Below are 24,360 nucleotides of genomic sequence, written 5' to 3' on the forward strand. Positions count from 1 at the left end.
GGATATGGCCGCGGGCGGGCGCTCAGCCCTTCTCCAGGTACTCCTCCCGTTCCTCGCTGAGGAGCGCGTCGAGCGCGGTGCGCAGGCCCGGGTGGGCGCCGAGGTCCGGGTCGGCGAGGACGAGGGCGGTGGCCTCCTCGCGGGCGGCGGCGATGACCTCCTCGTCGTCGATGACGGCGAGCACCCGCAGGGAGGAGCGGACGCCGGACTGGGCCTGGCCGAGGACGTCGCCCTCGCGCCGCTGTTCGAGGTCGATGCGGGAGAGCTCGAAGCCGTCGAGGGTGGTGGCGACGGCGTTCAGCCGCTGCCGGGCGGGGCTGGCCTCGGGCATCTCGCTGACGAGGAGGCAGAGGCCGGGGGCGGAGCCGCGGCCGACGCGGCCGCGGAGCTGGTGGAGCTGGGAGACGCCGAAGCGGTCGGCGTCCATGATCACCATGGCGGTGGCGTTGGGCACGTTGACGCCGACCTCGATGACCGTGGTGGCGACGAGGACGTCGAGCTCGCCGGCGGCGAAGCGGCGCATGACGTCGTCCTTGTCGTCGGGGTGCATGCGGCCGTGCAGGACGGCGATCCGCAGGCCCGCGAGGGGGCCGGCGCCGAGCTTCTCGGCGACGTCGAGGACGGCGAGCGGCGGGCGCTTCTCAGCCTCGTCCTCCGGGGAGGCCTTGGCCTTCTTCTTCTGGTCCTCCTCGTCGCCGATGCGCGGGCAGACGACGTACGCCTGGTGCCCGTTCCCGACCTCCTCGCGGACCCGCTCCCACGCGCGCGCGAGGAAGTGCGGCTTGTCGGCGGCGGGGACGACATGGCTGGCGATCGGCGAGCGGCCGGCGGGCAGCTGGTCGAGGACGGAGGTCTCCAGGTCGCCGAAGACGGTCATGGCGACCGTGCGCGGGATGGGGGTGGCGGTCATGACGAGGAGGTGCGGCGGCTGCTTTCCCTTGCCCCTGAGGGCGTCGCGCTGCTCGACGCCGAAGCGGTGCTGCTCGTCGACGACGACCAGGCCGAGGTCGTGGAACTGGACCTTGTCCTCGATCAGCGCGTGCGTGCCGATGACGATGCCGGCCTCGCCGGTGACGAGGTCGAGCAGGGCCTGGCGGCGGGCGGCGGCGCCCATGGAGCCGGTGAGCAGGACGACCTTGGTGGCCCGCTCGGCGCCGCCGAGCATGCCGCCCTCGGCGAGCTCGCCCATCATCTCGGTGACGGAGCGGTGGTGCTGCTGGGCGAGGACCTCGGTGGGGGCGAGCATGGCGGCCTGGCCGCCGGAGTCGACGACGGCGAGCATGGCGCGCAGCGCGACCATCGTCTTCCCGCTGCCGACCTCGCCCTGGAGGAGGCGGTGCATGGGGTGCTCGGTGGCCAGGTCGTCGAAGATCTCCTTGGAGACCTTCTGCTGGCCGTCGGTGAGGGTGAAGGGCAGCTTGGCGTCGAAGGCGTCGAGGATGCCGTCGGGGGCCGGTCTCCGGGCGACGGCGGGGAGTTGGGTGTCGGCGTGCCGGCGGCGGGCGAGGGCGACCTGGAGGACGAAGGCCTCGTCCCACTTGAGCCGCTCGCGGGCGTCGGCGATGTCCGCCTTGGTACGGGGGCGGTGGATCATCCGCAGGGCGTCGGGCAGCTCGGCGAGCCCGCGGCCCTCGCGCAGGGCGGGCGGCAGCGGGTCGACGGCGTCACCGGCGCTGGGCAGGACCGCGTCCACGGCCTTGGCGATCTTCCAGGACTCCAGCTTGGCGGTGGCCGGGTAGATCGGGATGAGGGCGGCCGCCCAGGTGTCGACGGCCTCCTCGCTGTCGCCGCGGAGCAACTCGTAGGAGGGGTGGGCGAGCTGGAGGCGCCGGTTGAAGAGCGAGACCTTGCCGGCGAACATCGCGCGGGTGCCGGGCAGCAGGTCCTTGTGCGGCTTGTGCACGCCCTTGCCGAAGAAGACCAGCTGCACCCGGCCGCTGCCGTCGGTGATGGTCACTTCGAGACGCTGGCCGCGGCCCTTGGAGCCGTTGAAGGTGAGCACCCGGGCGTCGGCGACCTGCGCGACCACCGTGACGTGCTCGTCGAGCGGCAGGTCGGAGAGCGTGGTCAGCTCCCCGCGCTCGGCGTACCGGCGGGGGTAGTGGTGGAGCAGGTCCCCGACCGTGTGCAGGTCGAGTGCCTCGGCCATGACCTTGGCGGTGGCGGGGCCGAGGGACTTCTTGAGTGGTTCGTCGAGCGCGGGCACGCCTCCCATTGAAGACCACGGGACCGACAGTCGCGCCGAAGGCTGTGGACAACCGCCGGGAGCGGCGTCTGTTCCACCCCCGTCTATTCCACCCCGATGAGCAGCGGCGGGGCCCCCGCGCCCGCGTGGTACGTGGTGGTGTCGACGGCCAGGTAGCCGCGCCGGACGTGCCGTTCCAGGTCGGGGGCGAGGTCGGGCGGCGTGTCGTCGGCGACGACGAGGGTGACGAGTTCGCCGCCCGCCGAGAGCATCCGGTCCAGGACGGTGCGGGCGGTCTCGGTCAGGTCCTTGCCGATGACGGCGACGTCGCCCTCGATGAGGCCGAGGATGTCGCCGGCCTGGCAGACGCCGGCCGAGGTGAACGACTGGCGTTCGGCGACGGCGAGTTCGGCGTAGCGGGTGGCTCCGGCGGCGGCGGTCATGGCGACGACGTCCTCGTCGAAGCGCCGGTCGGGTTCGTGGACGGCGAGGGCGGCGATGCCCTGGACGGCTGCCCGGGTCGGGATGAGGGCGACGCGGATGCCCTCGGCCCTGGCGCGTTCGGCGGCGGCGGCCGCGGTCTGGCGGAGGTCGGTGTCGTTGGGCAGGAGGACGACCTCGCGCGCGTGCGCCCGCCGGATCGCCTCGACGAGTTCCTCGCCGGCGGGCGGTTCGCCGGGCCTGCTGCGGACCGTGGTCGCGCCGGCCTCGGCGCAGAGTCCGGCGAGGCCCTCGCCGGGGACGACGGCGACGACCGCGCGCTGGGCGCGTTCCCCGCGTCCGGTGGCGGCCGCCGCGTCGGCCGCGAAGTGGGTGATGCGGATGCGGTGGGGCCGGCCGGCCTCGACGCCGGCCTCGACGGCGGCGCCCGCGTCGTCGACGTGGACGTGGACGTTCCACAGGCCGTCGCCGCCGACGACGACGAGGGAGTCGCCGAGGGCGTCGAGGCGGGCGCGCAGCAGTTCCACGGCCGCGTCCTCGGCCTCCAGGAGGTAGATCACCTCGTAGGCGGGGCCGGCCTCGCCGTCGCAGGGCCCGTCGGAAGCGGCCGGGACGGCCCGTACGTCCCCGAGCACCCGTACTCCGCCCGTCGCGGTCTCCGTCTGCTCCGGCGTCCGGCCGCTCACGGTCTCCACGAGCGCTCCGAGGACGGCGAGCAGGCCGCGTCCTCCGGCGTCCACGACCCCGGCCCGGCCGAGCACGTCCAGCAGGCCGGGGGTCGCCTCCAGGGCGGTCCTGGCGCCGTCGTGGGCCCGTGTGGCCACCTCCACGAGGGTCCCGCCGCCCGCGCAGCGCTCGGCGGCCGCCGAGGCCACGGTGAGGACGGTGCCCTCCACGGGGTGGGCGACGGCCTGCCGCGCGGCGGCGGCGGCCTCGGCGAGGGCGCGGGCGAGGTGATCACCGTCACGTCCTTCGGCTAGGACGGCGGCCATGCCGCGCAGGAGCTGGGCGAGGATGGTGCCGGAGTTGCCCCGGGCGCCGAGCAGGGCGCCGTGGGCCATGGCCCGTGCGGTCTCGGCGGTGTCGGGCGCGGAGACGGCGAAGACGGCTTCGACGGCCTGGTGGGCGGCCTCGGCCGTCAGGTACAGGTTGGTGCCGGTGTCCCCGTCCGCGACCGGGTAGACGTTGATCGCGTCGATCGCCTCGCGCTCCCGCCCGAGGGCGTCGAGGGCCCGTGCGCACCAGCTCCGGACCGCTTCGGCGTCGAGCTCGACGAGCTCATCGTCGGGCTGAAGGGCTCGCGACAACGGGGGGTCCTCCTTCGGCGGTGATCACCGCAGGGTAGACCGGGGGGTGGTCGCGCATGACCGGGGCCCGGGGCGAGGTCTGCGGAGACCATGGTAGTTTCGTTCCACGGAAGCAGGCGTTGTATGCTGCTTCGGTTGCCCGGTTCAAACCGGGCCGTTCCCCGGCAAGCCACTTCAGACTCCTGATTCCGGTGCGCCGGATTTCACTGTAATTCTGAAGTCTTTGGAGTGACCCGTGGCTGCCAACTGCGACGTCTGCGGCAAGGGGCCGGGCTTCGGCAACAACATTTCGCACTCGCACCGCCGTACGTCCCGTCGCTGGAACCCGAACATCCAGCGCGTGCGTGCCGTGGTCGGTCGGACGCCGAAGCGGCTCAACGTCTGCACCTCGTGCATCAAGGCCGGCAAGGTCTCGCGCTAATCGCGACGTTCTGTCGTAGCGCAGCCCCTGCGGTTGCCTTGAAAGGCCGGTTCACCTCGGTGAACCGGCCTTTTGCCATGCCCGGAAACGTATCCGGGAGCCCGTAGGCTCCCTCAGCGCGTCTGCCAGCCGTGGTCCACCGGGCCGATGCCCGAGCCCAGGGCGAATCCGGCGGCGATGGCCCCCGTCACATACGCCTTCGCCTCCCGCACCGCCTCCGGCACGGCCAGCCCCTTGGCGAGCCCCGACGCGACCGCCGAGGCGAGGGTGCAGCCCGTCCCGTGGGTGTGCCGGTTGTCGTACCTGGGGGCGTACAGCCAGTGCTCCTCGGTGCCGTCGGTGAGCAGGTCCACGACCTCGGCGAAGTCTCCGGGGAGGTGGCCCCCCTTGATCAGTGCCCAGCGCGGCCCGTACCCGAGGATCGCCTCGGCCGCCCTTCGCATTCCGGTCTCGTCCTCGACCACCAGGCCCGTGAGCTGCGTCACCTCGTCCAGGTTGGGCGTGGCGACGGTCGCGGCCGGCAGCAGTTTCGTACGGACGGAGTCGAGCGCGGCCTCGGCCAGGAGCGGGTCGCCGTGCTTGGAGACCCCGACCGGGTCGACGACCACGGGGGCCGCCACAGAGGCGAGCAGCTCCGCCACCGTCTCCACGAGCGCCGCCGTGGCCAGCATGCCGGTCTTCACGGCCTGGACGCCGATGTCGTCGACGACGGCCCGGAACTGGGCGCGTACGGCCTCCTCCGGGAGCTCCCAGACGCCCTGGACGCCCCGCGAGTTCTGGGCCGTGACGGCGGTGATGACGCTCATGCCGTGGACGCCGAGCGCGAGCATCGTCTTCAGGTCGGCCTGGATGCCGGCGCCGCCGCCGGAGTCGGATCCGGCGACGGTCAGCACGAGAGGGGGATGCGCTCCCGGATTCACTCCGTCTCCCCGAAGTGGTCCCAGCCGCCCACGCTGTGCCAGGGCGCGCCGTCCACGGTGACCTGCGGCAGCGCCGAGGGGTGGAGGACCTCGCCGATGACCTTCCAGCGGGCGGGGAGCTTCACGTCCGGCGGGAAGGTGGCCACGATGGCGTGGTCCTCTCCCCCGGTGAGCACCCACTGCATGGGGTCGACGCCGACGGCCTGGCCGATGTCGTTCATCTGGGTGGGGATGTCGATGAGCCCGGAGCGCAGGTCGATGCGGACCTTGCTGGCCTCGGCGATGTGCCCGAGGTCGGCGATGAGGCCGTCGCTGACGTCGCACATGGCGGTGGCGCCGAGACCCGCGGCGGCCGGGCCCGCGTGGTACGGCGGCTCGGGCCTGCGGTGGGCCTCGACGAAGGCGCGCGGGGAGCGGAAGCCGCGGGAGAGGACCGCGTATCCGGCGGCGGACCAGCCGAGCCAGCCGGTGTAGGCGACGACGTCGCCGGGCTGGGCGCCGCCCCGGGTGACCGGGTCGTGGTTGCGGAGGTCGCCGAGGGCGGTGATGGAGACCATGATCGTGTCGCCGCGGACGACGTCGCCGCCGACCACCGCCGCGCCCGCGACCTGACATTCATCGCGCAGGCCGTCCATCATTTCCGTGGGCCATGTCACAGGGAGTTCGGCGGGGACGACGAGGCCGAGGAGGAGCGCGGTGGGGACCGCGCCCATGGCGGCGATGTCGGCAAGGTTCTGCGCGGCGGCCTTGCGGCCGACGTCGTACGCCGTCGACCAGTCGCGGCGGAAGTGACGTCCTTCGAGGAGGATGTCCGTGCTGGCCACCACGCGCCGGTCGGGGGCGGAGACGACCGCGGCGTCGTCGCCGGGCCCGATCCGTACCGCCGGGGTGGAGGTGAGCCGGGACGTGAGCTCTCTGATGAGCCCGAACTCGCCCAGCTCTCCGACTGTGCCCTTCACCGCGTCTCACCTCGTGTCTTCGTGCCGGCCGGCGGGCGGGGGCGCGTCGTCTCGCGCCGCGGGTCGCGGGCCGTCACCGTGCTGGGTACCGTCAAGTAGACCGTCAACTTCTGTCCTGCGTACGCCACACCCCGAGCGCCTCCGGACGCGCGGGTCTCCCCGTGGCCCGCGGCGACGCGGTACCGTGGCGTCCCTTTCTCCCACAAGATCCTCGTGGTCGCCCTGGAGGTTCCGTGGTTCAGGCGTACATCCTCATCCAGACCGAGGTGGGCAAGGCGTCGACCGTCGCCGACACCATCTCCAAGATCCCGGGGGTCATCCAGGCCGAAGACGTGACCGGTCCGTACGACGTGATCGTGCGCGCGCAGGCGGACACCGTCGACGAGCTGGGCCGCATGGTGGTCGCCAAGGTCCAGCAAGTGGACGGCATCACGCGCACCCTCACCTGCCCGGTCGTTCATCTGTAGCCCCCGTCTACGCTTGGCCGGTGACGTCTTCCCACCGGCCCTTCGGCCTGCCCGCCGCCGTCGCGGCCGCCGTCCTGCTGTCGGCCGCCGTCGGCTGTTCCTCGCCGGACGCCGAGGCGTCCGTCGTGGTCCCGAGCCCGCCTGCGAAGGAGGCGCCCTTCTGCCAGGCCCTGGCGAAGGAGCTGCCCGATTCCGTGGCGGGACTTGAGCGGAGTGACCCGGAGCCCGGCTCCGAGTTGACCGCCGGGTGGGGTGACGGTGCGATCGTACTGCGCTGCGGGGTCCCCCGGCCCGAAAAGATGAGCGATCCCAAGGCGCAGGCCATCGAGGCCGACGGCGTGAACTGGATGCTGGAGCGCCCGGAGGGCAGCGGCCCCCGTTTCACCACGACGTACCGGAAGACGTATGTCGAGGTGACCCTGGACGAGCGGTACGCGCACGACGCCACGCCGCTCGCGGATCTCGCCGCCCCCGTGCGCAAGGCCGTGCCGCCGAGCCTCTGAGAGGCGCGGCGGCACGGGGCCGTGCTCCTGGGTCAGCGCAGGCCCGTCGAGCGGGTCAGCGCGGCCTGGATGAGCCGGTCGACCAGCTCGGGGTAGCTCACGCCGCTCTCCTGCCACATGCGCGGGTACATGGAGATGGGCGTGAAGCCCGGCATGGTGTTGATCTCGTTGATGACGAAGTCGCCGTCCTCGGTGAGGAAGAAGTCGGCGCGGACCAGGCCCTCGCAGGACACGGCCTCGTAGGCCAGGACGGCGAGGCGCTGGACCTCGGCGGTGGCCTCGTCCCCGATGGGGGCGGGCACGATGCCGGAGGCCGAGTCGATGTACTTGGCCTCGAAGTCGTAGAAGTCGTGGTCGGTGACCGGCGGGATCTCGGCGGGCACGCTGGCGCGCGGGCCGTCCTCGAACTCCAGGACGCCGCACTCGATCTCGCGGCCGCGCAGCAGCGACTCGACGAGGATCTTGGGGTCGTGGCGTCGGGCCTCCTCGATGGCCTCGTCCAGGCCGGAGAGGTCGTCGACCTTGGTGATGCCCATGGAGGAGCCGCCGCGGGCCGGCTTCACGAAGAGCGGCCAGCCGTGGTCGGCGGCGAACTCGACGATCTTCTTGCGGGCGGCGGCGGGGCTCTGCTCCCACTCGCGCGGGCGGATGACCTCGTACGGGCCGACGGGGAGGCCGAAGGAGACGAAGACGCGCTTCATGTACTCCTTGTCCTGGCCGACGGCGGAGGCGAGGACGCCCGCGCCGACGTAGGGGACACCGGAGAGCTCCAGGAGGCCCTGGAGGGTGCCGTCCTCGCCGTAGGGGCCGTGGAGCATCGGGAAGACCACGTCGACCTCGCCGAGAGCCGTGGGGACCTGCCCCGGCTCGGTGAGGACGACCTCGCGGCTGGACGGGTCGACGGGGAGGACGACGCCGCCCTGCTCGGACTCGGCCAGGTCGGCGACGTTCGGCAGGGAGCGGCCGGCGATGGCCATGCGCTCGGGGGCGTCGGCGGTGAGCGCCCAGCGCCCGTCCGTCGTGATGCCGATGGGCAGCACGTCGTACTTGTCCCGGTCGATGGCGCTCAGGACGGCGCCCGCCGTGACGACGGAGATGGCGTGCTCGGAGCTGCGTCCGCCGAAGACGACGGCCACGCGCGGCTTGCGGGGGCTCTGGGTGTTCTCGCTCATATCGCGATGAGCGTACCTTGCGACTCCCGAACTGCTGAGCGCCCCGCTGCCGCCTTGCGCGTACGGATCAATCGGGCCGGCTCAGCGGCGCTCGGGCTTGGCCGAGCGCGACATCAGTTCCTTGAGCGCGACCACCGGCGGCTTGCCGTCGTGGACGATCGAGACGACGGTCTCGGTGATGGGCATGTCGACGCCGTGGCGGCGGGCCAGATCGAGCACGGACTCGCAGGACTTGACGCCCTCGGCGGTCTGCTTGGTGGCCGCGATGGTCTCCTGGAGGGTCATCCCGCGGCCGAGGTTGGTGCCGAAGGTGTTGTTCCGGGAGAGCGGCGAGGAGCAGGTGGCGACGAGGTCGCCGAGGCCCGCGAGGCCGGAGAAGGTGAGCGGGTCGGCGCCCATGGCGAGGCCGAGGCGGGTGGTCTCGGCGAGGCCGCGGGTGATGAGCGTGGCCTTGGAGTTGTCGCCGAGGCCCATGCCGTTGGCGATGCCGACGGCGAGGCCGATGACGTTCTTCACGGCGCCGCCGAGCTCGCAGCCGACCACGTCGGTGTTGGTGTACGGGCGGAAGTACGGGGTCATGCAGGCGGCCTGGAGCCGCTGGGCGACCGTCTCGTCGGAGCAGGCGACGACGGCGGCGGCGGGCTGCCGGGCGGCGATCTCCTTGGCCAGGTTGGGGCCGGTGAGGACGGCGACGCGGTCGGCGGGGACGTCGGCGACCTCGGTGATGACCTCGCTCATCCGCTTGGCGGTGCCGAGTTCGACACCCTTCATGAGGGAGACGAGGACGGTGTCCCGGGCCAGCAGCGGCTTCCAGGCGGCGAGGTTGCCGCGCAGGGTCTGCGACGGGACGACGAGGACGGTGAAGTCGGCGTCCGCGGCGGCCTCGGCGGGGTCCGCGGTGGCCGTGATCCCCTGCGGGAGTTCGATGCCCGGGAGGTAGTCGGGGTTGACCCGGGTGGCGTTGATCTCCTTGGCGAGTTCGGCGCGGCGGCCCCAGAGGCTCACCTCGCAGCCCGCGTCCGCGAGCACCATCGCGAAGGCGGTGCCCCAGGATCCGTTGCCGAAGACGGCTGCCTTGGTCACTTGGCGCCCTCCCCGGCGGCCTTGCGCCGCTGCTCGAGGCGGGCCTTGCGGTGGTCGTACAGTGCGGCCGGCGCCTGCTCGCCGCGGACCTCCTCCAGGAGGGCGGTGATGGCGGCCATGATGACCTCGGTGGCCTCGCGGAGGACCTCGGGCGTCGGCTCCAGGCCGTCGAAGCGGGAGAGGTCGACGGGCGGTCCGGCCTGCACGATCAGCGTCTTGCGGGGGAACAGGCTGAGCTTGTTCTCCTTGGCGTACGGCGGCATCGCGAGGTTGGCGCCCCATTGGGCCACCGGGATGACCGGGACCTTGGTGAGCAGCGCGACGCGGGCGGCGCCGGTCTTGCCGGCCATGGGCCACATCTCGGGGTCGCGGGTGAGGGTGCCCTCGGGGTAGAAGGCGACGCACTCGCCGCGCTCGATGGCGTCGACGGCGGCGCGGAAGGCGTCCAGCGCGTTGGTCGTCTCGCGGTAGACGGGGATCTGGCCGGTGTTGCGGAGCATGGTGGCGACGAAGCCGCCCTTGAAGAGGCCCGCCTTGGCGAGGAACCGCGGAACGCGACCGGTGTTGTACTGGTAGTGCGCGTAGGACAGCGGGTCCAGGTAGGAGTTGTGGTTGACCGCGGTGATGAAACCGCCGTCGGCCGGAATGTGCTCCATACCGCGCCAGTCCCGCTTGAACAGAACCACCAGGGGGGGTTTGGCGATGACCGCCGCGAGGCGGTACCAGAAGCCGATTCTGCGGCGGGGCACTCGGACACCTTTCTCCGGGACTGGCTGGCAGGGGGTCAAGTGTCGCCCCATGCTCCTGGTCTGTCGAGTGACACCGTACGCCCCGGCCCCTCCGGTGGCCCGCGTGGGCGGGACAGAATGGGCCACGATGAAGCCGCTGCCCCCGACGCACACCGACGCCGACGACGGCTGGTCCCTGGTCGTACCCCTGAAGCCCCTTGCCCTGGCGAAGAGCAGACTCGCCGCGGCGGCGGGAGCGCGGCTGCGCCCCCGGCTCGCGCTGGCGTTCGCCGAGGACACCGTGGGGGCGGTGCTGGACTGCGCGCATGTACGCGATGTGGCGGTCGTCACGGACGATCCGGTGGCCGGTGCCGCGCTCTCGGCCCTGGGTGCGCGGATCGTGCCGGACTCCCCCGCCGCCGGACTCAACGCGGCGCTCGCGCACGGGGCCCGTGCGGTGCGGGCCGGGCGGCCGCACGCGCGCGTGGCGGCGCTCAACGCGGACCTTCCCGCGCTGCGGCCCGCGGAGCTGGCCCGGGTCCTGGACGCGGCCGGTAATTTTCCGAGGGCATTTCTCGCGGATGCCGCCGAAATAGGTACGACATTCCTCTCGGCGGCTCCGGGGGTGGAATTGGAACCGGCATTCGGGGGCGCATCGAGGCTGCGGCATTTGTCTTCGGGCGCGGTGGAAATCCGGCTCGCGGGGGTGGATTCCGTACGCCGGGACGTGGACACCGGGGAGGATCTGGCGGCGGCCCTGGCGCTCGGGCTCGGTCCGCGGACGGCCGCCCGGTGGCTGACGGCGGCCGGATAGGCTGCGGTCCATGCAGGCGACCGCGTTCACGTACGACCCCGACACCCACAGCGGCAGTGTGCTGCTCGACGACGGCACCCCCGTGGAGTTCGGGGCGGAGGCCTTCGAGGCGGGCGGGCTGCGACTGCTGCGGCCGGGGCAGCGGGTGCGGATCGAGGCCGAGCCCGGCACCTCGGGCGCGGAGCTCCGGATCACGCTGGTGACGCTGCAGACCTTCTGAGCAGCGAGGCGTCCCGAGACGCGGGGCGTCCAGGGAAGCGCCGCGGGCCGGGCTCCCCGAAGAGGGGAAGCCCGGCCCGGCGGGTCGGTACCGCGCGTCCTACTTCTTGGCGGCGGTCTTCTTGGCGGCGGTGGTCTTGCGCGCCGTCGTCTTCTTGGCCGGCGCCTTCTTCGCCGTGGCCTTCTTGGCCGGAGCGGTCTTCTTGGCGACCGTCTTCTTCGCGGCGGCGGCCGTGGTCGCCTTCTTCGCGGCGGCGGTGGTCTTCTTCGCCGCGGCCGTGGTGGCCTTCTTCGCGGGGGTCGCCTTCTTGGCGGCCGCGGTGGTCTTCTTCGCCGGCGTCACCTTCTTGGCAGCCGCGGTGGTGGCCTTCTTCGCCGGGGCCGCCTTCTTCGCAGCGGCCCTCTTGGCGGTGGTGGCCTTCTTGGCGGCGGCCTTCTTGACGGTCGCCGCGGCGGCGCCACCGGTGAGGCTGCCCTTGGGGGCCTTCTTGACGGAGACCTCGCCGCCCTTGGGGAGCTTCTTCGAGCCGCTGACCAGGTCCTTGAAGCCCTGACCTGCACGGAAGCGCGGGACGGAGGTCTTCTTGACCCGGACCCGCTCACCCGTCTGCGGGTTGCGGGCGTAGCGGGCCGGCCGGTCGACCTTCTCGAACGAGCCGAAACCCGTGACCGAGACCCGGTCGCCGGCGACCACGGCACGCACGATGGCGTCGAGCACGTGGTCGACGGCTTCGGCGGCCTGCTGACGACCGCCCATCTTGTCGGCAATCGCTTCTACGAGCTGCGCCTTGTTCACGTCTTCCCCTTCGGAGACATTGCCAGAACGAAAGTGTTCAAGCTTTTTCGCACGTTAGGCATGTATATACCGCAAATCAAACACGAAACGGTCTAATCACCCTAGTGCCGCAACGCAGAAGTCCCGTTGCGGAGTTCCTGGTGTCAGTCGTCCTCTGGGAATCGGCCCTCGTCGAGGTCCTTCATCAACCGGTCGAGACGCGTTGCCGCGTCCTTGAGATCGTGCTTCGCCGCTGCCGTGACGACCAGCAGCTTCCGGGACAGCGCCATCCTTACGCCCTCCGGGACTTGCAGTGAGCGCACCCTTGTGTGCGCTTCCTTCAATCGGGCGGCGACTGCCTCGTAGAGCTCGAGTTGGCTGTCGCGTTCCATGCACCGATTGTGCCATCTAGGGCGAGTTGTCGCCCGACAGGGTCTCAACAAGCGACTGCGCCCCCCACCGGGCGGTGGGGGGCGCAGTCGTGGAAAAGCGCTGCTCAGGCCGTAATTGTACGGGGCTTGAAGGCCGGTCGAGCCGCCTCGTAGGCCGCGATGTCGGCTTCGTTCTGAAGGGTGAGGCTGATGTCGTCGAGACCGTTCAGCAGACGCCAGCGGGCGTTCTCGTCGAGCTCGAAGTCGGCGTCGATCCCGGCGGCCAGGACCTTGCGGGCCTCCAGGTCGACGGTGATCTCGGCGGTCGGGTCGGCCTCGGTCAGCTCCCAGAGGGCGTCCACCGTCTCCTGCGGGAGGACGACGGTCAGCAGGCCGTTCTTCAGCGAGTTGCCGCGGAAGATGTCGGCGAAGCGGGAGGAGATGACGGCCTGGAAGCCGTAGTTCTGGAGCGCCCAGACGGCGTGCTCACGGGAGGAGCCGGTGCCGAAGTCGGGGCCGGCGACCAGGACCGTGGCGCCCTGCCGCTCGGGACGGTTGAGGACGAACTCGGAGTCCTTGCGCCAGGCCTCGAAGAGGCCGTCCTCGAAGCCGTCGCGGGTGACCTTCTTCAGCCAGTGCGCCGGGATGATCTGGTCGGTGTCGACGTTGCTGCGGCGCAGCGGGACGGCCCGGCCGGTGTGCGTGGTGAAAGCTTCCATGGTTCCTCAGACCCCCGCGGTGGTGGCGACGTCGGACAGATCGGCCGGGGAGGCCAGGTGGCCCAGGACGGCGGTGGCGGCGGCGACCTGGGGGGAGACCAGGTGCGTCCGGCCGCCCTTGCCCTGCCGGCCCTCGAAGTTGCGGTTGGAGGTGGACGCGGAGCGCTCACCGGGGGCCAGTTGGTCGGGGTTCATGCCCAGACACATCGAGCAGCCCGCGTGCCGCCATTCGGCGCCGGCCTCCTTGAAGACCTTGTCCAGGCCCTCTTCGACGGCCTGCAGGGCGACCCGGACCGAGCCGGGGACGACCAGCATGCGGACGCCGTCGGCGACCTTGCGGCCCTCCAGGAGGCCGGCCGCGTTGCGCAGGTCCTCGATGCGGCCGTTGGTGCAGGAGCCTACGAAGACGGTGTCGACCTTGATGTCGCGCAGCGGCTGCCCGGCGGTCAACCCCATGTACTCCAGGGCCTTTTCGGCGGCCAGGCGCTCCGAAGCGTCTTCGTACGAAGCCGGGTCGGGGACGTTCGCCGAAAGCGGCGCGCCCTGGCCGGGGTTGGTGCCCCAGGTGACGAACGGGGCCAGCGCGGCGGCGTCGATGACGACCTCGGCGTCGAAGACCGCGTCCTCGTCGGACTTCAGGGTCTTCCAGTACGCGACGGCGGCGTCCCAGTCCTCGCCCTCGGGGGCGTGGGCGCGGCCCTTCAGATAGGCGAAGGTGGTCTCGTCGGGGGCGATCATGCCCGCGCGGGCGCCGGCCTCGATCGACATGTTGCAGATGGTCATCCGGGCCTCCATCGAGAGCTTCTCGATGGCGGAGCCGCGGTACTCCAGGATGTAGCCCTGGCCGCCGCCGGTGCCGATCTTGGCGATGATCGCCAGGATCAGGTCCTTGGCGGTGACGTCCTCGGGCAGCTCGCCGTCGACCGTGATGGCCATGGTCTTCGGGCGGGCCAGCGGCAGCGTCTGGGTGGCGAGCACGTGCTCGACCTGGCTGGTGCCGATGCCGAACGCCAGCGCGCCGAAGGCGCCGTGCGTGGAGGTGTGCGAGTCGCCGCAGACCACGGTGGTGCCGGGCTGGGTCAGGCCCAGCTGCGGTCCCACGACGTGGACGACGCCCTGCTCGACGTCGCCCAGCGGGTGCAGCCGGACACCGAACTCGGCACAGTTCTTGCGGAGGGTCTCCAGCTGGGCGCGGGAGACCGGGTCGGCGATCGGCTTGTCGATGTCGAGGGTCGGGGTGTTGTGGTCCTCGGTGGCGATGGTGAGGTCGAGGCGCCGCACCTGCCGGCCGTTCTGCCGGAGGCCGTCGAAGGCCTGGGGGCTGGTCACCTCGTGCAGCAAGTGCAGATCGATGAAGAGGAGGTCGGGCTCGCCCTCGGCGCGCCGGACGACGTGGTCGTCCCAGACCTTCTCCGCGAGTGTCCTACCCATCGCTTTCCCTCCGGCCGACGTCTACGCCGGCACAACTAGAGACCCGTTTCGCGGGCCGTTGTGCGGCCGCAACACCAGGGTCACAGGTTCCGAGAAAAATTGAACTTGCGTTTCACAGAGTGAGACGCGAATATCGTTGCATGGACAACTCTAGCGGCGTAGGCGTTCTCGACAAGGCAGCCCTTGTCCTGAGCGCCCTGGAGTCCGGTCCGGCCACCCTCGCAGGACTGGTCGCGGCGACGGGACTCGCACGACCCACGGCACATCGTCTCGCCGTGGCACTGGAACACCACCGGATGGTGGCGCGTGACATGCAGGGCCGGTTCATCCTCGGACCGCGCCTGGCGGAGCTCGCCGCCGCGGCCGGCGAGGACCGCCTGCTCGCGACCGCGGGCCCGGTTCTGACGCATCTGCGCGATGTCACCGGCGAGAGCGCCCAGCTCTACCGGCGCCAGGGCGACATGCGCATCTGCGTGGCGGCGGCCGAGCGGCTCTCGGGCCTGCGGGACACGGTCCCGGTCGGCTCGACGCTGACCATGAAGGCCGGCTCGTCCGCGCAGATCCTGATGGCCTGGGAGGAGCCCGAGCGGCTGCACCGCGGCCTCCAGGGCGCCCGCTTCACGGCGACGGCCCTGTCGGGCGTACGGCGCCGTGGCTGGGCCCAGTCGATCGGCGAGCGGGAGCCGGGCGTCGCGTCCGTCTCCGCGCCCGTACGCGGCCCCTCGAACCGCGTGGTGGCCGCCGTGTCGGTCTCCGGCCCGATCGAGCGTCTGACGCGCCACCCTGGCCGTATGCACGCCCAGGCGGTCATCGACGCCGCCGCCCGTCTCTCCGAGGCGCTCCGCCGCAACGGCTGATCGTCTCTCTTCACCTGTACGTTCCCGGCCCACCGCTCCAACGCCGCAGCGGTGGGCCGGAGTTGTGTTCCCGCACACACGGTGAACGCGAACAGCGAAGAAGCCCTCCCCCGAAGGGAAGGGCTTCTTCGTCTGGTACCCCCGACCGGATTCGAACCGGCGCTACCGCCTTGAGAGGGCGGCGTGCTAGGCCGCTACACAACGGGGGCTTTGGATCGTACGTTTCCGCAGATCCCAGCTGGTCTACCTGGACTCGAACCAAGACTAACTGAACCAGAATCAGTCGTGCTGCCAATTACACCATAGACCAATACGTGGTTAGACCAGCGTCGTACCCCCGACCGGATTCGAACCGGCGCTACCGCCTTGAGAGGGCGGCGTGCTAGGCCGCTACACAACGGGGGCCCTAGCGATCCTGCATCAGTTTCACCGGGAGCTACCCAAGTGACCCTGCGGGAAGGATCTGTACCCCCGACCGGATTCGAACCGGCGCTACCGCCTTGAGAGGGCGGCGTGCTAGGCCGCTACACAACGGGGGCTTTGTGGATGCCATCCACGGTTTGCAGATGAGCTCTGCGAGCTGGCCTACCTGGACTCGAACCAAGACTAACTGAACCAGAATCAGTCGTGCTGCCAATTACACCATAGGCCACCGGAACGTGATCACTTCGAGAAGGGATCTTGCTCGGCTTGCGCTTCCGGGGCTTTCCGGCCTTTCGGCCCGTTCCCCTCGGCGCAGAAAGAACATTACCCGAAGGTGGACGGTGCTCCAAAACGCGTATCCGCACGCAGCACCTCGGGCAGCCGGCGGAGGTCGGTGATCCGGGTCAGCTCGGGTCTTCCGCCGGTCCCCGCGCGGTCCAGCCAGATCCCCCGGAGGCCCGCCTCCACGGCGCCCCGGGCGTCGATGTCCGGCTGGTCCCCGACGTACGCCACCTGGTGGGGGCGCAGGTCCAGGGCGGTGCAGGCGGCGTGGAAGGCCTCCGGGGCCGGCTTGGCCACGCCGAGCTCGGCGGCGCACACCACGGCCTCGAAGCGGTCCCGTACGCCCAGCGCACGGAGCTTGTGGTCCTGGTTGTGGATGCTGGAGTTGGACAGGATCCCGTGACGGTAGTCACGGGCCAGCAGGTCGAGCACGGGCACGGCGTCGGGGAACAGCTCCCAGGCGGCCTCGTAATGGACCACGTACCGGTCGAACCAGTCGTCGGCCTCGGCGGCGGTGAGCTCCGGCCGCCCGAGGAAGTCCCGCACGCGGCCTCGCCGCTGGTCCCGGAAGTCCCCGCCCTCGGCCTCGTACCGGCGCCAGTGCAGCTCCGTGAGCTCCTTCCAGCGCCGCAGGGCCTCCTCCACGGAGCCGTACGCTCCGAGCAGCCCCTCGGCCGCGAGATGCGCCCGCATCCCGGCCCGGTCCGCGCTCGCGTAGTCGAAGATCGTGTCGTCGATGTCCCAGAGCACCGCGCGGATGGTCATGGAGACGACGGTACCCCCGTCCCTGGCGCGGGACGGGGGTACCGGTGGATACGGCGCGGATCAGCCGGCGAGCTTCGCCAGGGTCGCGTCGATGCGGGCCAGGGTCTTCTCCTTGCCCAGGATCTCCAGGGACTCGAAGAGCGGCAGGCCGACCGTGCGGCCGGTGACGGCGACGCGGACCGGGGCCTGCGCCTTGCCGAGCTTGAGGCCGTGGGCCTCGCCGGCGGCCAGGACGGCGTTCTTCAGGGACTCCGGGTCGTTCCAGTCCGCGTCCACGAGCTTCTCGCGGGCGGTGGTGAGCAGGGCCGCGGGCTCGCCCTTCATCGCCTTGTCCCACGAGGGCTGGTCGAAGACCGGCTCGGACAGGAAGAGGAAGTCCACGTTGGCCGTGATGTCCGAGAGGACGGTCAGGCGGGTCTGGGCGTGCGGAGCGATCCGCTCCCAGGCGGCCTGGTCGAAGTCCTCGGGCGCCCAGGGGGCGTGCGGGGCCTGGAGCCAGGGCTCGCAGGCGGCGGCGAAGGCCTTCACGTCCAGCATGCGGATGTGGTCGGCGTTGATCGACTCGGCCTTCTTGAGGTCGAAGCGCGCCGGGTTGGCGTTGACGTCGGCGATGTCGAACTTCTCCACCATCTCGGGGATGGTGAAGAGGTCCTGGTCGGCCGAGAAGGACCAGCCGAGGAGCGACAGGTAGTTCAGGAGGCCCTCGGGGAGGAAGCCGCGCTCCCGGTAGAGGTTGAGGGAGGCCTGCGGGTCGCGCTTGGAGAGCTTCTTGTTGCCCTCGCCCATCACGTACGGCAGGTGGCCGAAGGAGGGGATCTCCTTGGCGACGCCGAGCTCGATCAGCGCCTTGTAGAGCGCGATCTGGCGCGGGGTGGAGGAGAGCAGGTCCTCGCCGCGCAGGACGTGGGTGATCTCCATCAGGGCGTCGTCGACCGGGTTGACCAGGGTGTAGAGCGGGGCGCCGTTGGCCCGGAGGATGCCGTAGTCCGGCACGTTGTCCGGGGTGAAGGTGAGCTCGCCGCGGACCAGGTCGGTGAAGGTGATCGGCTCGTCCGGCATCTTGAAGCGGACGATCGACTCGCGGCCCTCGGCGCGGTAGCGCTCGATGCGCTCGGCGCTCAGGTTGCGGCAGGTGCCGTCGTAGCCGGACGGCTTGCCGGCCAGGCGGGCCGCGTCACGGCGGGCCTCCAGCTCGACCGCGGTGCAGAAGCAGTGGTACGCGTAACCGCCGGCGAGCAGCTTGTCGGCGACGTCCTTGTAGATGTCCATCCGCTGCGACTGGCGGTACGGCGCGTGGGGGCCGCCGATCTCGGGGCCCTCGTCCCAGTCGAGGCCGAGCCACTTGAGGGAGTCGAGCAGCTGGTTGTACGACTCCTCGGAGTCGCGCGCAGCGTCGGTGTCCTCGATGCGGAAGACCATGGTGCCCTGGTTGTGCCGGGCGAAGGCCCAGTTGAAGAGGGCGGTGCGGACCAGGCCCACGTGCGGGTTGCCGGTCGGCGAGGGACAGAAACGGACGCGGATGTTCGCGTTAGCCACGCTTGATCACCTTATTGGTGAGAGTGCCGATGCCTTCGATGGTGACGGCGACCTCGTCGCCGACGTTGAGGGGGCCGACCCCGGCGGGGGTGCCGGTGAGGATGACGTCGCCGGGGAGCAGCGTCATGGCCTCGGTGATGTGGACGACCAGGTCCTCGATGGAGCGGATCATGTCGCTCGTCCGACCCAGCTGGCGCTGCTCGCCGTTGACCGTGGCCTGGATGGTCAGGTCGCTCGGGTCGAGGTCGGTCTCCACCCAGGGGCCCAGGGGGCAGGAGGTGTCGAAGCCCTTGGCGCGGGCCCACTGCTTCTCCCGCTGCTGGGCGTCGCGGGCGGTGACGTCATTGGCGCAGGTGTAGCCGAAGATGACGTCCTTCACGCGCTCGCGGGGCACCTCGCGGCACATGCGGCCGATGACCACGGCCAGTTCGGCCTCGTGGTGCAGCTCGTTGGAGAAGGAGGGGTACTCGATGGCGTCGCCGGGGCCGATCACCGAGGTGGTGGGCTTGAAGAAGGCGACGGGGACGTCGGGGACCTCGTTGCCGAGTTCGGCGGCGTGCTCCGCGTAGTTGCGGCCGATGGCCACGATCTTGTTGGGGAGCACGGGCGGCAGGAGCCGTACCTTGCTCAGCGGGACCTTGGTGCCGCTGAGTTCGAAGTCGGTGTACGGGATGCCTTTGATGATGTCGAGGACGAGGCCGCCGGACTCGACGGTTCCCTCGCCCTCGACGGCGCCGAAGGCCACATTGCCGTCGATGGAGAATCTGGCGATGCGCACGAGTGCTGTCGCCCCTCACTTGGTACTGGCTGGAGTCTGACGCTCCAGGCTAACGCGGCGAGGGGCCGCCGCCCGGCGATATCACCGGGGGTGATGACAGAGAAGACGCGGGCGGGGCCCGCCCGGGTCAGCGGGACGCGGTGGCGTACGGCTGGGGCTGGTACGGCGCCGGGGCCTGCATCAGGATCGTGCGGCGCGGGTTGGCCGTGTTGCCCGGCAGCTCCACCGCGTACTCCGGCTGGGCGCCCCGGCCGAGGTCTGCGGCGTCCGTGAGGTGGACGAGGGTGGAACGGCGGGGGTTGGCCGTCTTGCGGAGCGTCGTCGTCTTCATCGCGGTGATCAGACCTTGTTCCGGGAGGGGCGCCCGTACGGGCGCGAAGGGGTGTAAAGCGTCAGGCTAAACATGCGATTCCCTTCGAATGCATGGCTGAGACATCGATTCGGGTGTGAGTTTGCTCACCCCCCGCTACATATTCCGGGCATTACGGGCGGTCGCCGGTCGTCACGGAAAGGGACATTCCGCCACTGAATGAGCTATTCCGCTCCTGATCATGGCGACTGGGACACACCGGGATGCCCGACCATTGGAACGGAAAAGTCCGAATCCTCCGTGATCATCTTCTACATGGGGTGACGTGACGTGCACGCTTTGTCATAGACCTTCCGCCACGACACGCGGCTCTTGTTGCAGATCCGGCACTGTGCTGGAATTCCACGCACCGCCGCGGGTTTCAAGCCGGCACGCAGAGGGCGCAACGCAGCGCCGGCCGAGTGGCGGGGAAGGGGGAACTGCGCCGGTCACCGACGACCACCTGGGGCGCTCCACGCGCCCCGATCGACGCCGACACCGTCCTCTCCGTTCACCCGGAAGGACGCCTGGTCCAGAGGTTGCGACGCTAGTGCAGGGACGTTTCAAGAGGGATGGCTCGGGGTCTCCCCAGGCCCGCCAGGGCCGAGCGGATGCTGCCGCGGAGCAGGAACCGCGTGCCGGGACCGACCGCGGTCCCTCGGCCTCGCACACCCCGAACCAGGGCCAGGGACCGTCCGGCGAGGGCGGTGACGGCGGCAGGCGCGCGAGCTCCGCGGCCAAGTCCGCCGAGCCGGCCGCGGCGCCCGCCAAGGCCCGCGCCGAGAACGAGGTCGGCCCGCGAATAGCCCTGCGCAACTGGCGCATCTCCACGCGTCTGGTCGCACTCCTCACCCTCCCCGTGGTCGCCGCGACCACCCTGGGCGGCATCCGCATCAGCGACTCGCTCCAGGACATGGAGCAGCTCGACCACATGCAGCTGCTCACCAAGCTGACCCGAGAGGCGACGGACCTCGCGCAGGCCCTGCAGTCCGAGCGCGACCTGTCCGCCGGCCCGCTGGCCAACGGCCGCCCGGTCAGCGACTACCAGGTCTCCGACAAGCGGCGCCGGACGGACCGCGAGTACAAGGCCTTCCTCGAAGCCACCGAGGACATCCCGGTCGCCGACGGCGACGAGGCGCTGCTCAGCATCCGCCAGAACGTCAGCCAGATCGCCTCGCAGCTCGCCGAGCTCAACTCGATCCGGGGCAGGGCCTACGAGAAGGACGTCTCCCACTCGGTGACGGTCGAGGCGTACAGCCGCCTCATCCGCTCGCTGCTCAGCCTGTCCCAGGACATGGCGCAGGCGACCAGCAACCCCGAGATGATCAAGCGGACCCGCGCGCTCGCCGCGTTCTCGTCCGCCAAGGAGTACGCCTCCATCCAGCAGGCGATCATCGCGGCCGCGCTTCCCCCGAACGACCGATCCCGCGGCAAGCTCCAGCAGGGTGACCGGCTCTACGGCGAGGCCGCCCAGAACAGTGAGAGCGTCGAGCTCAAGTCCTTCCAGTCGATCTACGAGTCGGCCGGCGGTGACGCCGACGAGCGGACCGAGTCGCTGAACAACGGCGACCCGTCGATCAGCGCCGCCACCAAGTACGCCGAGCGCGTGCTGAGCTCGGACAACGCCATGGGCACCCCCCGTGGCTACCTGAACTTCACCGACGAGTACAGCACCAAGATCTCCGCCATGAACCGCATCGAGCGAGGTCTGCTCGGTGACATGGAGACCATGGCGCGTGAGCTGAAGCAGGAGTCGCAGCGCGACGCCATCATCAACGGTGCGCTGATCCTCCTCGTCCTCGGCGTCTCGCTCATCGGCGCCTTCGTCGTGGCCCGGTCCATGATCCGCTCGCTGCGCAGGCTCCAGGACACCGCGACCAAGGTCGCCCAGGACCGTCTGCCCGAGCTCGTCAAGCAGCTCTCCGAGTCCGACCCGCAGGACGTCGACACCTCCGTCGAGTCCGTCGGTGTGCACTCCCGGGACGAGATCGGCCAGGTGGCCGCGGCCTTCGACGACGTGCACCGCGAGGCGGTCCGCCTCGCCGCCGAGCAGGCCCTCCTCCGGGGCAACGTCAACGCGATGTTCACCAACCTCTCGCGCCGTTCCCAGGGCCTCATCCAGCGTCAGCTCTCGCTCATCTCCGAGCTGGAGTCCCGCGAGGCCGACCCGGACCAGCTCTCCTCGCTGTTCAAGCTCGACCACCTCGCGACCCGTATGCGCCGGAACGGCGAGAACCTCCTCGTCCTCGCCGGCGAGGAGCCGGGCCGCCGCTGGACCCGTCCGGTCCCGCTGGTCGACGTCCTCCGTGCCGCCGCCTCCGAGGTGGAGCAGTACGAGCGCATCGAACTGGCCGCGGTCCCGGCGACCGAGGTCGCCGGCCGGGTCGTCAACGACCTCGTGCACCTCCTCGCCGAGCTGCTGGAGAACGCCACGTCGTTCTCCTCGCCGCAGACGAAGGTCCGGGTCACCGGTCACGCGCTGCCCGACGGCCGCGTGCTCGTCGAGATCCACGACACCGGCATCGGCCTCTCCCCCGAGGACCTCGCCGCGATCAACGAGCGGCTCGCCTCGCCGCCCACCGTGGACGTCTCCGTCTCCCGCCGCATGGGTCTGTTCGTGGTCGGCCGCCTGTCCCTGCGACACGGCATCCGGATCCAGCTGCGCCCGTCCGACTCGGGCGGCACCACCGCGCTCGTCATGCTCCCCGTCGACGTCGCCCAGGGCGGCAAGAAGCCCATGCCCAAGCCGGGCGCGGGCGGCCAGGGTGCGATGCCGCAGGGTGCCTCCGCCCCCGGCGGCCGTCTCCCCGGCGGCCCCGGCGCGGCCGGCGGTCCCGGTGCTCCGGGCATCCCCGGCGGGCGTCCGGGCCAGGGCGGTGCCCCGTCCTCGGCGGCCGGCCGTCTCGGCGCCGGTGCCGGCGCCGGGCGCGGTCAGGTCGGTACGAGCGGTCCCCGGGCCGCGCTGCCCGCCCGTGACGGTGCCCCGCTCGCCGGCGGCCCGCAGGGCGCGCCGCAGTCCCGCACCCCGCAGCCGCAGAACGCGCAGCTGGACCAGACCGGCCGACTGCCGCAGGCCCCGCAGGCTCCCCAGTCGCCCGACGCGCAGCGTCCGGGCCCCGGCGGGGGCGGCCTCATCGGCGGCGCCGCGAGCGCCATCCCGTCCCGTACGGACGTGTGGGGCAACCAGTCCGGACCCGCCGCGCAGCAGCCGCAGCAGCCGCAGCAGCAGGGCCAGGCCCAGCAGGGTGGTTACGACTTCCCGCGCGCCGAGCTTCCCGGCGGGAACCCCCAGCCGCAGCGCCCGCAGGCCGCGAGCTGGGGCAACGACCCGCAGCAGCAGCCGGTCCGGCGCCCGCAGCAGGAGATGTCCCCGCTGGACGCCCCGCGCGGTCACGAGGAGCCGGAGTCGGCGGGCCTGTTCGGCGGGCCGGCGGCTCCGCAGGGTCCCGGTTCCACGGGCCAGTTCCCGCGCCCGGACTTCGGCGCCCCGCAGCAGCCGCAGGCTCCCCAGCAGCCGCAGGCCCCGCAGGGGTACCAGCAGGACCCGGCGTCGACGGCGCAGTTCCCGCGCCCCGACTTCGGTGCCCCGCAGGGCCCCGGCTCCACCGGTCAGTTCCCGCGCCCGGACTTCGGCGCCCCGCAGCAGCAGGCTCCCCAGCAGCCGCAGGCCCCGCAGCCCCAGGCGTACCAGGGCGGACAGCAGCAGCAGTTCGGCCGCCAGCCCTTCGTACCGCAGGCGCAGCAGCAGGCCCAGGCCCCGGCGCCGCGTCAGCGGACCGGCGAGGACTTCAGTGCCCCGCGTCCGGCCGAGCCGGTCCGGCAGCCGCAGCAGCAGCCGCAGCTCCAGCAGCCGCGCCGTCCGGAGGCCCTGCCGCCGGCCGGAGGCCCGGGCGAGGGTCGTGCCCCGCTGAACGACCCGCTGGAAGGCAACTGGTACGCCCAGCAGCAGGCCCAGCAGGTGGACCTGACGCAGACGATGCCGACCCCGGTCGTGTCGCAGCCATCCGCTCCGGCGGCCCGTCCGGCCGGTGACCCGGCCACCGACGGCCGCCAGAACGGCGGGGCCGCCTGGCGGACCTCGCCCAACGACGAGCTGGTGCGCCAGGCGGAGCGGGTGCGCAAGCCCGCGGCCGGCGGCGTCACCACCTCCGGTCTTCCGCGCCGTGTGCCGAAGGCCAACCTCGTACCCGGGACCGCACAGGAGCAGGCCCACACGGCCGGCCCCCAGGTCTCGCGTGCACCCGACGACGTCCGCGGCCGGCTCACGAATCTGCGCCGCGGCATCCAGCAGGGCCGCCAGGCCGGCAACTCGACCACGGGTAGCCACCACCTCGGTCCGAACCATCAGCAGGAGCGTTAGTTGAACGCGATGAGCCAGGCGGCGCAGAATCTGAACTGGTTGATCACCAACTTCGTGGACAACACCCCCGGGGTGTCCCACACGGTGGTGGTCTCCGCCGACGGACTCCTGCTGGCCATGTCCGAAGGATTCCCCCGCGACCGCGCCGACCAGCTGGCGGCGGTCGCATCCGGACTGACCTCGCTGACCGCGGGCGCGTCCCGGATCTTCGAGGGCGGACCCGTCGCACAGACCGTGGTGGAGATGGAGCGCGGCTTCCTCTTCCTCATGCAGGTGTCCGACGGCTCCTCGCTGGCCGTGCTCGCGCACCCCGAGTGCGACATCGGTCTCGTGGGCTACGAGATGGCGCTGCTGGTCGACCGGGCCGGCAGCGTCCTCACCCCGGATCTCCGTGCGGAGCTCCAGGGCAGCCTGCTCCACTAGGTCACGCACGGCGGACGGACCCCACATCCGTCCGCCTCGACCGACCCGCAGGGCGGTACGCCCCTCCGTACC

23 protein-coding genes and 5 tRNA genes are annotated in these 24,360 nt (G+C 71.4%); 8 read left to right on the forward strand and 20 right to left on the reverse strand.

Annotation, left to right across the window (positions count from 1 at the left end; translation table 11 throughout):
- Window positions 1-22 precede the first annotated feature (22 nt).
- Both recG and AC07AW_RS00685 read right to left on the reverse strand, forming a co-directional pair.
- Entirely contained in the window at window positions 23-2,215 is a 2,193-nt protein-coding gene (gene recG / locus AC07AW_RS00680; RefSeq protein WP_478813375.1) for an ATP-dependent DNA helicase RecG, read from the reverse strand.
- Between the two features lie 74 nt (window positions 2,216-2,289).
- Complete coding sequence (locus AC07AW_RS00685) at window positions 2,290-3,933, reverse strand: DAK2 domain-containing protein (RefSeq protein WP_478813376.1); 1,644 nt, start codon at window positions 3,931-3,933, stop codon at window positions 2,290-2,292.
- Between the two features lie 235 nt (window positions 3,934-4,168).
- On the opposite strand from AC07AW_RS00685, the gene rpmB reads away from it, so the two are divergent.
- Entirely contained in the window at window positions 4,169-4,354 is a 186-nt protein-coding gene (gene rpmB / locus AC07AW_RS00690; RefSeq protein WP_003957616.1) for a 50S ribosomal protein L28, read from the forward strand.
- Window positions 4,355-4,467: 113 nt separating this feature from the next.
- Here the strand turns inward: rpmB and thiD are convergent, their stop codons facing one another.
- Complete coding sequence (thiD, locus tag AC07AW_RS00695; RefSeq protein ID WP_478813377.1) at window positions 4,468-5,274, reverse strand: bifunctional hydroxymethylpyrimidine kinase/phosphomethylpyrimidine kinase; 807 nt, start codon at window positions 5,272-5,274, stop codon at window positions 4,468-4,470.
- A complete protein-coding gene (locus AC07AW_RS00700) occupies window positions 5,271-6,233 on the reverse strand; it encodes a thiamine-phosphate kinase (protein WP_478813378.1) in 963 nt (320 codons plus the stop codon). The genes thiD and AC07AW_RS00700 overlap by 4 nt, the downstream gene beginning before the upstream one ends.
- A 233-nt stretch (window positions 6,234-6,466) precedes the next feature.
- On the opposite strand from AC07AW_RS00700, the gene AC07AW_RS00705 reads away from it, so the two are divergent.
- On the forward strand, window positions 6,467-6,700 hold the full coding sequence (locus AC07AW_RS00705; RefSeq protein WP_017947604.1) for an Lrp/AsnC family transcriptional regulator: 234 nt from the start codon (window positions 6,467-6,469) through the stop codon (window positions 6,698-6,700).
- A gap of 20 nt (window positions 6,701-6,720) precedes the next feature.
- Window positions 6,721-7,203, forward strand: coding sequence for a DUF3515 domain-containing protein (locus tag AC07AW_RS00710; RefSeq protein ID WP_478813379.1), 483 nt, complete (start codon window positions 6,721-6,723; stop codon window positions 7,201-7,203).
- Between the two features lie 32 nt (window positions 7,204-7,235).
- On the opposite strand, the gene AC07AW_RS00715 is transcribed toward AC07AW_RS00710, so the two are convergent.
- From AC07AW_RS00715 to AC07AW_RS00725, 3 genes are all read right to left on the reverse strand, one after another.
- Window positions 7,236-8,375 (reverse strand): D-alanine--D-alanine ligase family protein, encoded by a 1,140-nt coding sequence (locus tag AC07AW_RS00715; protein ID WP_478813380.1) that lies wholly within the window; start codon window positions 8,373-8,375, stop codon window positions 7,236-7,238.
- An 81-nt stretch (window positions 8,376-8,456) separates the two neighbouring features.
- Window positions 8,457-9,458: an NAD(P)H-dependent glycerol-3-phosphate dehydrogenase gene (locus AC07AW_RS00720; RefSeq protein ID WP_478813381.1), complete on the reverse strand. Its 1,002-nt coding sequence runs from the start codon at window positions 9,456-9,458 to the stop codon at window positions 8,457-8,459.
- Window positions 9,455-10,207, reverse strand: a complete 753-nt coding sequence (locus AC07AW_RS00725; RefSeq protein WP_478813382.1) for a lysophospholipid acyltransferase family protein — start codon at window positions 10,205-10,207, stop codon at window positions 9,455-9,457. The genes AC07AW_RS00720 and AC07AW_RS00725 overlap by 4 nt, the downstream gene beginning before the upstream one ends.
- Window positions 10,208-10,334: 127 nt before the next feature.
- Here AC07AW_RS00725 and cofC point away from each other — a divergent pair, with 127 nt between their 5' ends.
- Both cofC and AC07AW_RS00735 read left to right on the forward strand, forming a co-directional pair.
- Complete coding sequence (gene cofC / locus AC07AW_RS00730) at window positions 10,335-11,000, forward strand: 2-phospho-L-lactate guanylyltransferase (protein WP_478813383.1); 666 nt, start codon at window positions 10,335-10,337, stop codon at window positions 10,998-11,000.
- Window positions 11,001-11,010: 10 nt separating this feature from the next.
- On the forward strand, window positions 11,011-11,220 hold the full coding sequence (locus tag AC07AW_RS00735; protein WP_478813384.1) for a hypothetical protein: 210 nt from the start codon (window positions 11,011-11,013) through the stop codon (window positions 11,218-11,220).
- 99 nt (window positions 11,221-11,319) lie between these two features.
- On the opposite strand, the gene AC07AW_RS00740 is transcribed toward AC07AW_RS00735, so the two are convergent.
- The 4 genes from AC07AW_RS00740 to leuC all read right to left on the reverse strand — a co-directional run bounded on the left by AC07AW_RS00740 (window position 11,320) and on the right by leuC (window position 14,515).
- Window positions 11,320-12,015 (reverse strand): HU family DNA-binding protein, encoded by a 696-nt coding sequence (locus tag AC07AW_RS00740; protein ID WP_478813385.1) that lies wholly within the window; start codon window positions 12,013-12,015, stop codon window positions 11,320-11,322.
- Window positions 12,016-12,158: 143 nt separating this feature from the next.
- Window positions 12,159-12,386, reverse strand: a complete 228-nt coding sequence (locus tag AC07AW_RS00745; protein WP_015036430.1) for an SCO5555 family protein — start codon at window positions 12,384-12,386, stop codon at window positions 12,159-12,161.
- A 104-nt stretch (window positions 12,387-12,490) separates the two neighbouring features.
- Complete coding sequence (gene leuD, locus AC07AW_RS00750) at window positions 12,491-13,084, reverse strand: 3-isopropylmalate dehydratase small subunit (protein ID WP_478813386.1); 594 nt, start codon at window positions 13,082-13,084, stop codon at window positions 12,491-12,493.
- 6 nt (window positions 13,085-13,090) lie between these two features.
- Complete coding sequence (gene leuC, locus AC07AW_RS00755) at window positions 13,091-14,515, reverse strand: 3-isopropylmalate dehydratase large subunit (protein WP_478813387.1); 1,425 nt, start codon at window positions 14,513-14,515, stop codon at window positions 13,091-13,093.
- A gap of 140 nt (window positions 14,516-14,655) precedes the next feature.
- Between leuC and ndgR the strand changes: the two genes are divergently transcribed.
- Window positions 14,656-15,372, forward strand: a complete 717-nt coding sequence (gene ndgR / locus AC07AW_RS00760; protein WP_005311436.1) for an IclR family transcriptional regulator NdgR — start codon at window positions 14,656-14,658, stop codon at window positions 15,370-15,372.
- A gap of 133 nt (window positions 15,373-15,505) precedes the next feature.
- Here the strand turns inward: ndgR and AC07AW_RS00765 are convergent.
- The 9 genes from AC07AW_RS00765 to AC07AW_RS00805 form a co-directional block, all read right to left on the reverse strand.
- Window positions 15,506-15,581: transfer RNA gene (locus AC07AW_RS00765), tRNA-Glu, on the reverse strand.
- 29 nt (window positions 15,582-15,610) lie between these two features.
- Window positions 15,611-15,682, reverse strand: a tRNA-Gln gene (locus AC07AW_RS00770).
- Between the two features lie 22 nt (window positions 15,683-15,704).
- Window positions 15,705-15,777: transfer RNA gene (locus tag AC07AW_RS00775), tRNA-Glu, on the reverse strand.
- A 61-nt stretch (window positions 15,778-15,838) separates the two neighbouring features.
- Window positions 15,839-15,911, reverse strand: a tRNA-Glu gene (locus AC07AW_RS00780).
- A gap of 41 nt (window positions 15,912-15,952) precedes the next feature.
- A tRNA-Gln gene (locus AC07AW_RS00785) sits at window positions 15,953-16,024 on the reverse strand.
- A 95-nt stretch (window positions 16,025-16,119) separates the two neighbouring features.
- A complete protein-coding gene (locus AC07AW_RS00790) occupies window positions 16,120-16,842 on the reverse strand; it encodes an HAD family hydrolase (protein WP_478813388.1) in 723 nt (240 codons plus the stop codon).
- 60 nt (window positions 16,843-16,902) lie between these two features.
- Complete coding sequence (gltX, locus tag AC07AW_RS00795) at window positions 16,903-18,378, reverse strand: glutamate--tRNA ligase (RefSeq protein ID WP_478813389.1); 1,476 nt, start codon at window positions 18,376-18,378, stop codon at window positions 16,903-16,905.
- Window positions 18,371-19,156: a fumarylacetoacetate hydrolase family protein gene (locus tag AC07AW_RS00800; protein WP_478813390.1), complete on the reverse strand. Its 786-nt coding sequence runs from the start codon at window positions 19,154-19,156 to the stop codon at window positions 18,371-18,373. The genes gltX and AC07AW_RS00800 overlap by 8 nt, the downstream gene beginning before the upstream one ends.
- A 127-nt stretch (window positions 19,157-19,283) precedes the next feature.
- Complete coding sequence (locus AC07AW_RS00805; protein ID WP_478813391.1) at window positions 19,284-19,487, reverse strand: hypothetical protein; 204 nt, start codon at window positions 19,485-19,487, stop codon at window positions 19,284-19,286.
- Between the two features lie 568 nt (window positions 19,488-20,055).
- Here AC07AW_RS00805 and AC07AW_RS00810 point away from each other — a divergent pair.
- Both AC07AW_RS00810 and AC07AW_RS00815 read left to right on the forward strand, forming a co-directional pair.
- A complete protein-coding gene (locus AC07AW_RS00810) occupies window positions 20,056-23,865 on the forward strand; it encodes a sensor histidine kinase (RefSeq protein WP_478813392.1) in 3,810 nt (1,269 codons plus the stop codon).
- Between the two features lie 9 nt (window positions 23,866-23,874).
- On the forward strand, window positions 23,875-24,288 hold the full coding sequence (locus AC07AW_RS00815) for a roadblock/LC7 domain-containing protein (protein ID WP_015036421.1): 414 nt from the start codon (window positions 23,875-23,877) through the stop codon (window positions 24,286-24,288).
- Window positions 24,289-24,360: the final 72 nt, after the last annotated feature.

This window comes from Streptomyces sp. NPDC044003 (assembly GCF_056435185.1).

Bases quoted from the DNA above. Each gene is read 5' to 3' on its own strand.
- ndgR (WP_005311436.1), top strand. From the start codon at position 14,656: ATGGACAACTCTAGCGGCGTAGGCGTTCTCGACAAGGCAGCCCTTGTC.
- AC07AW_RS00790 (WP_478813388.1), bottom strand. From the start codon at position 16,842: ATGACCATCCGCGCGGTGCTCTGGGACATCGACGACACGATCTTCGAC.
- leuC (WP_478813387.1), bottom strand. From the start codon at position 14,515: ATGGGTAGGACACTCGCGGAGAAGGTCTGGGACGACCACGTCGTCCGG.
- AC07AW_RS00805 (WP_478813391.1), bottom strand. From the start codon at position 19,487: ATGAAGACGACGACGCTCCGCAAGACGGCCAACCCCCGCCGTTCCACC.
- recG (WP_478813375.1), bottom strand. From the start codon at position 2,215: ATGGGAGGCGTGCCCGCGCTCGACGAACCACTCAAGAAGTCCCTCGGC.
- AC07AW_RS00815 (WP_015036421.1), top strand. From the start codon at position 23,875: ATGAGCCAGGCGGCGCAGAATCTGAACTGGTTGATCACCAACTTCGTG.
- AC07AW_RS00745 (WP_015036430.1), bottom strand. From the start codon at position 12,386: ATGGAACGCGACAGCCAACTCGAGCTCTACGAGGCAGTCGCCGCCCGA.
- cofC (WP_478813383.1), top strand. From the start codon at position 10,335: ATGAAGCCGCTGCCCCCGACGCACACCGACGCCGACGACGGCTGGTCC.
- AC07AW_RS00715 (WP_478813380.1), bottom strand. From the start codon at position 8,375: ATGAGCGAGAACACCCAGAGCCCCCGCAAGCCGCGCGTGGCCGTCGTC.
- AC07AW_RS00735 (WP_478813384.1), top strand. From the start codon at position 11,011: ATGCAGGCGACCGCGTTCACGTACGACCCCGACACCCACAGCGGCAGT.
- leuD (WP_478813386.1), bottom strand. From the start codon at position 13,084: ATGGAAGCTTTCACCACGCACACCGGCCGGGCCGTCCCGCTGCGCCGC.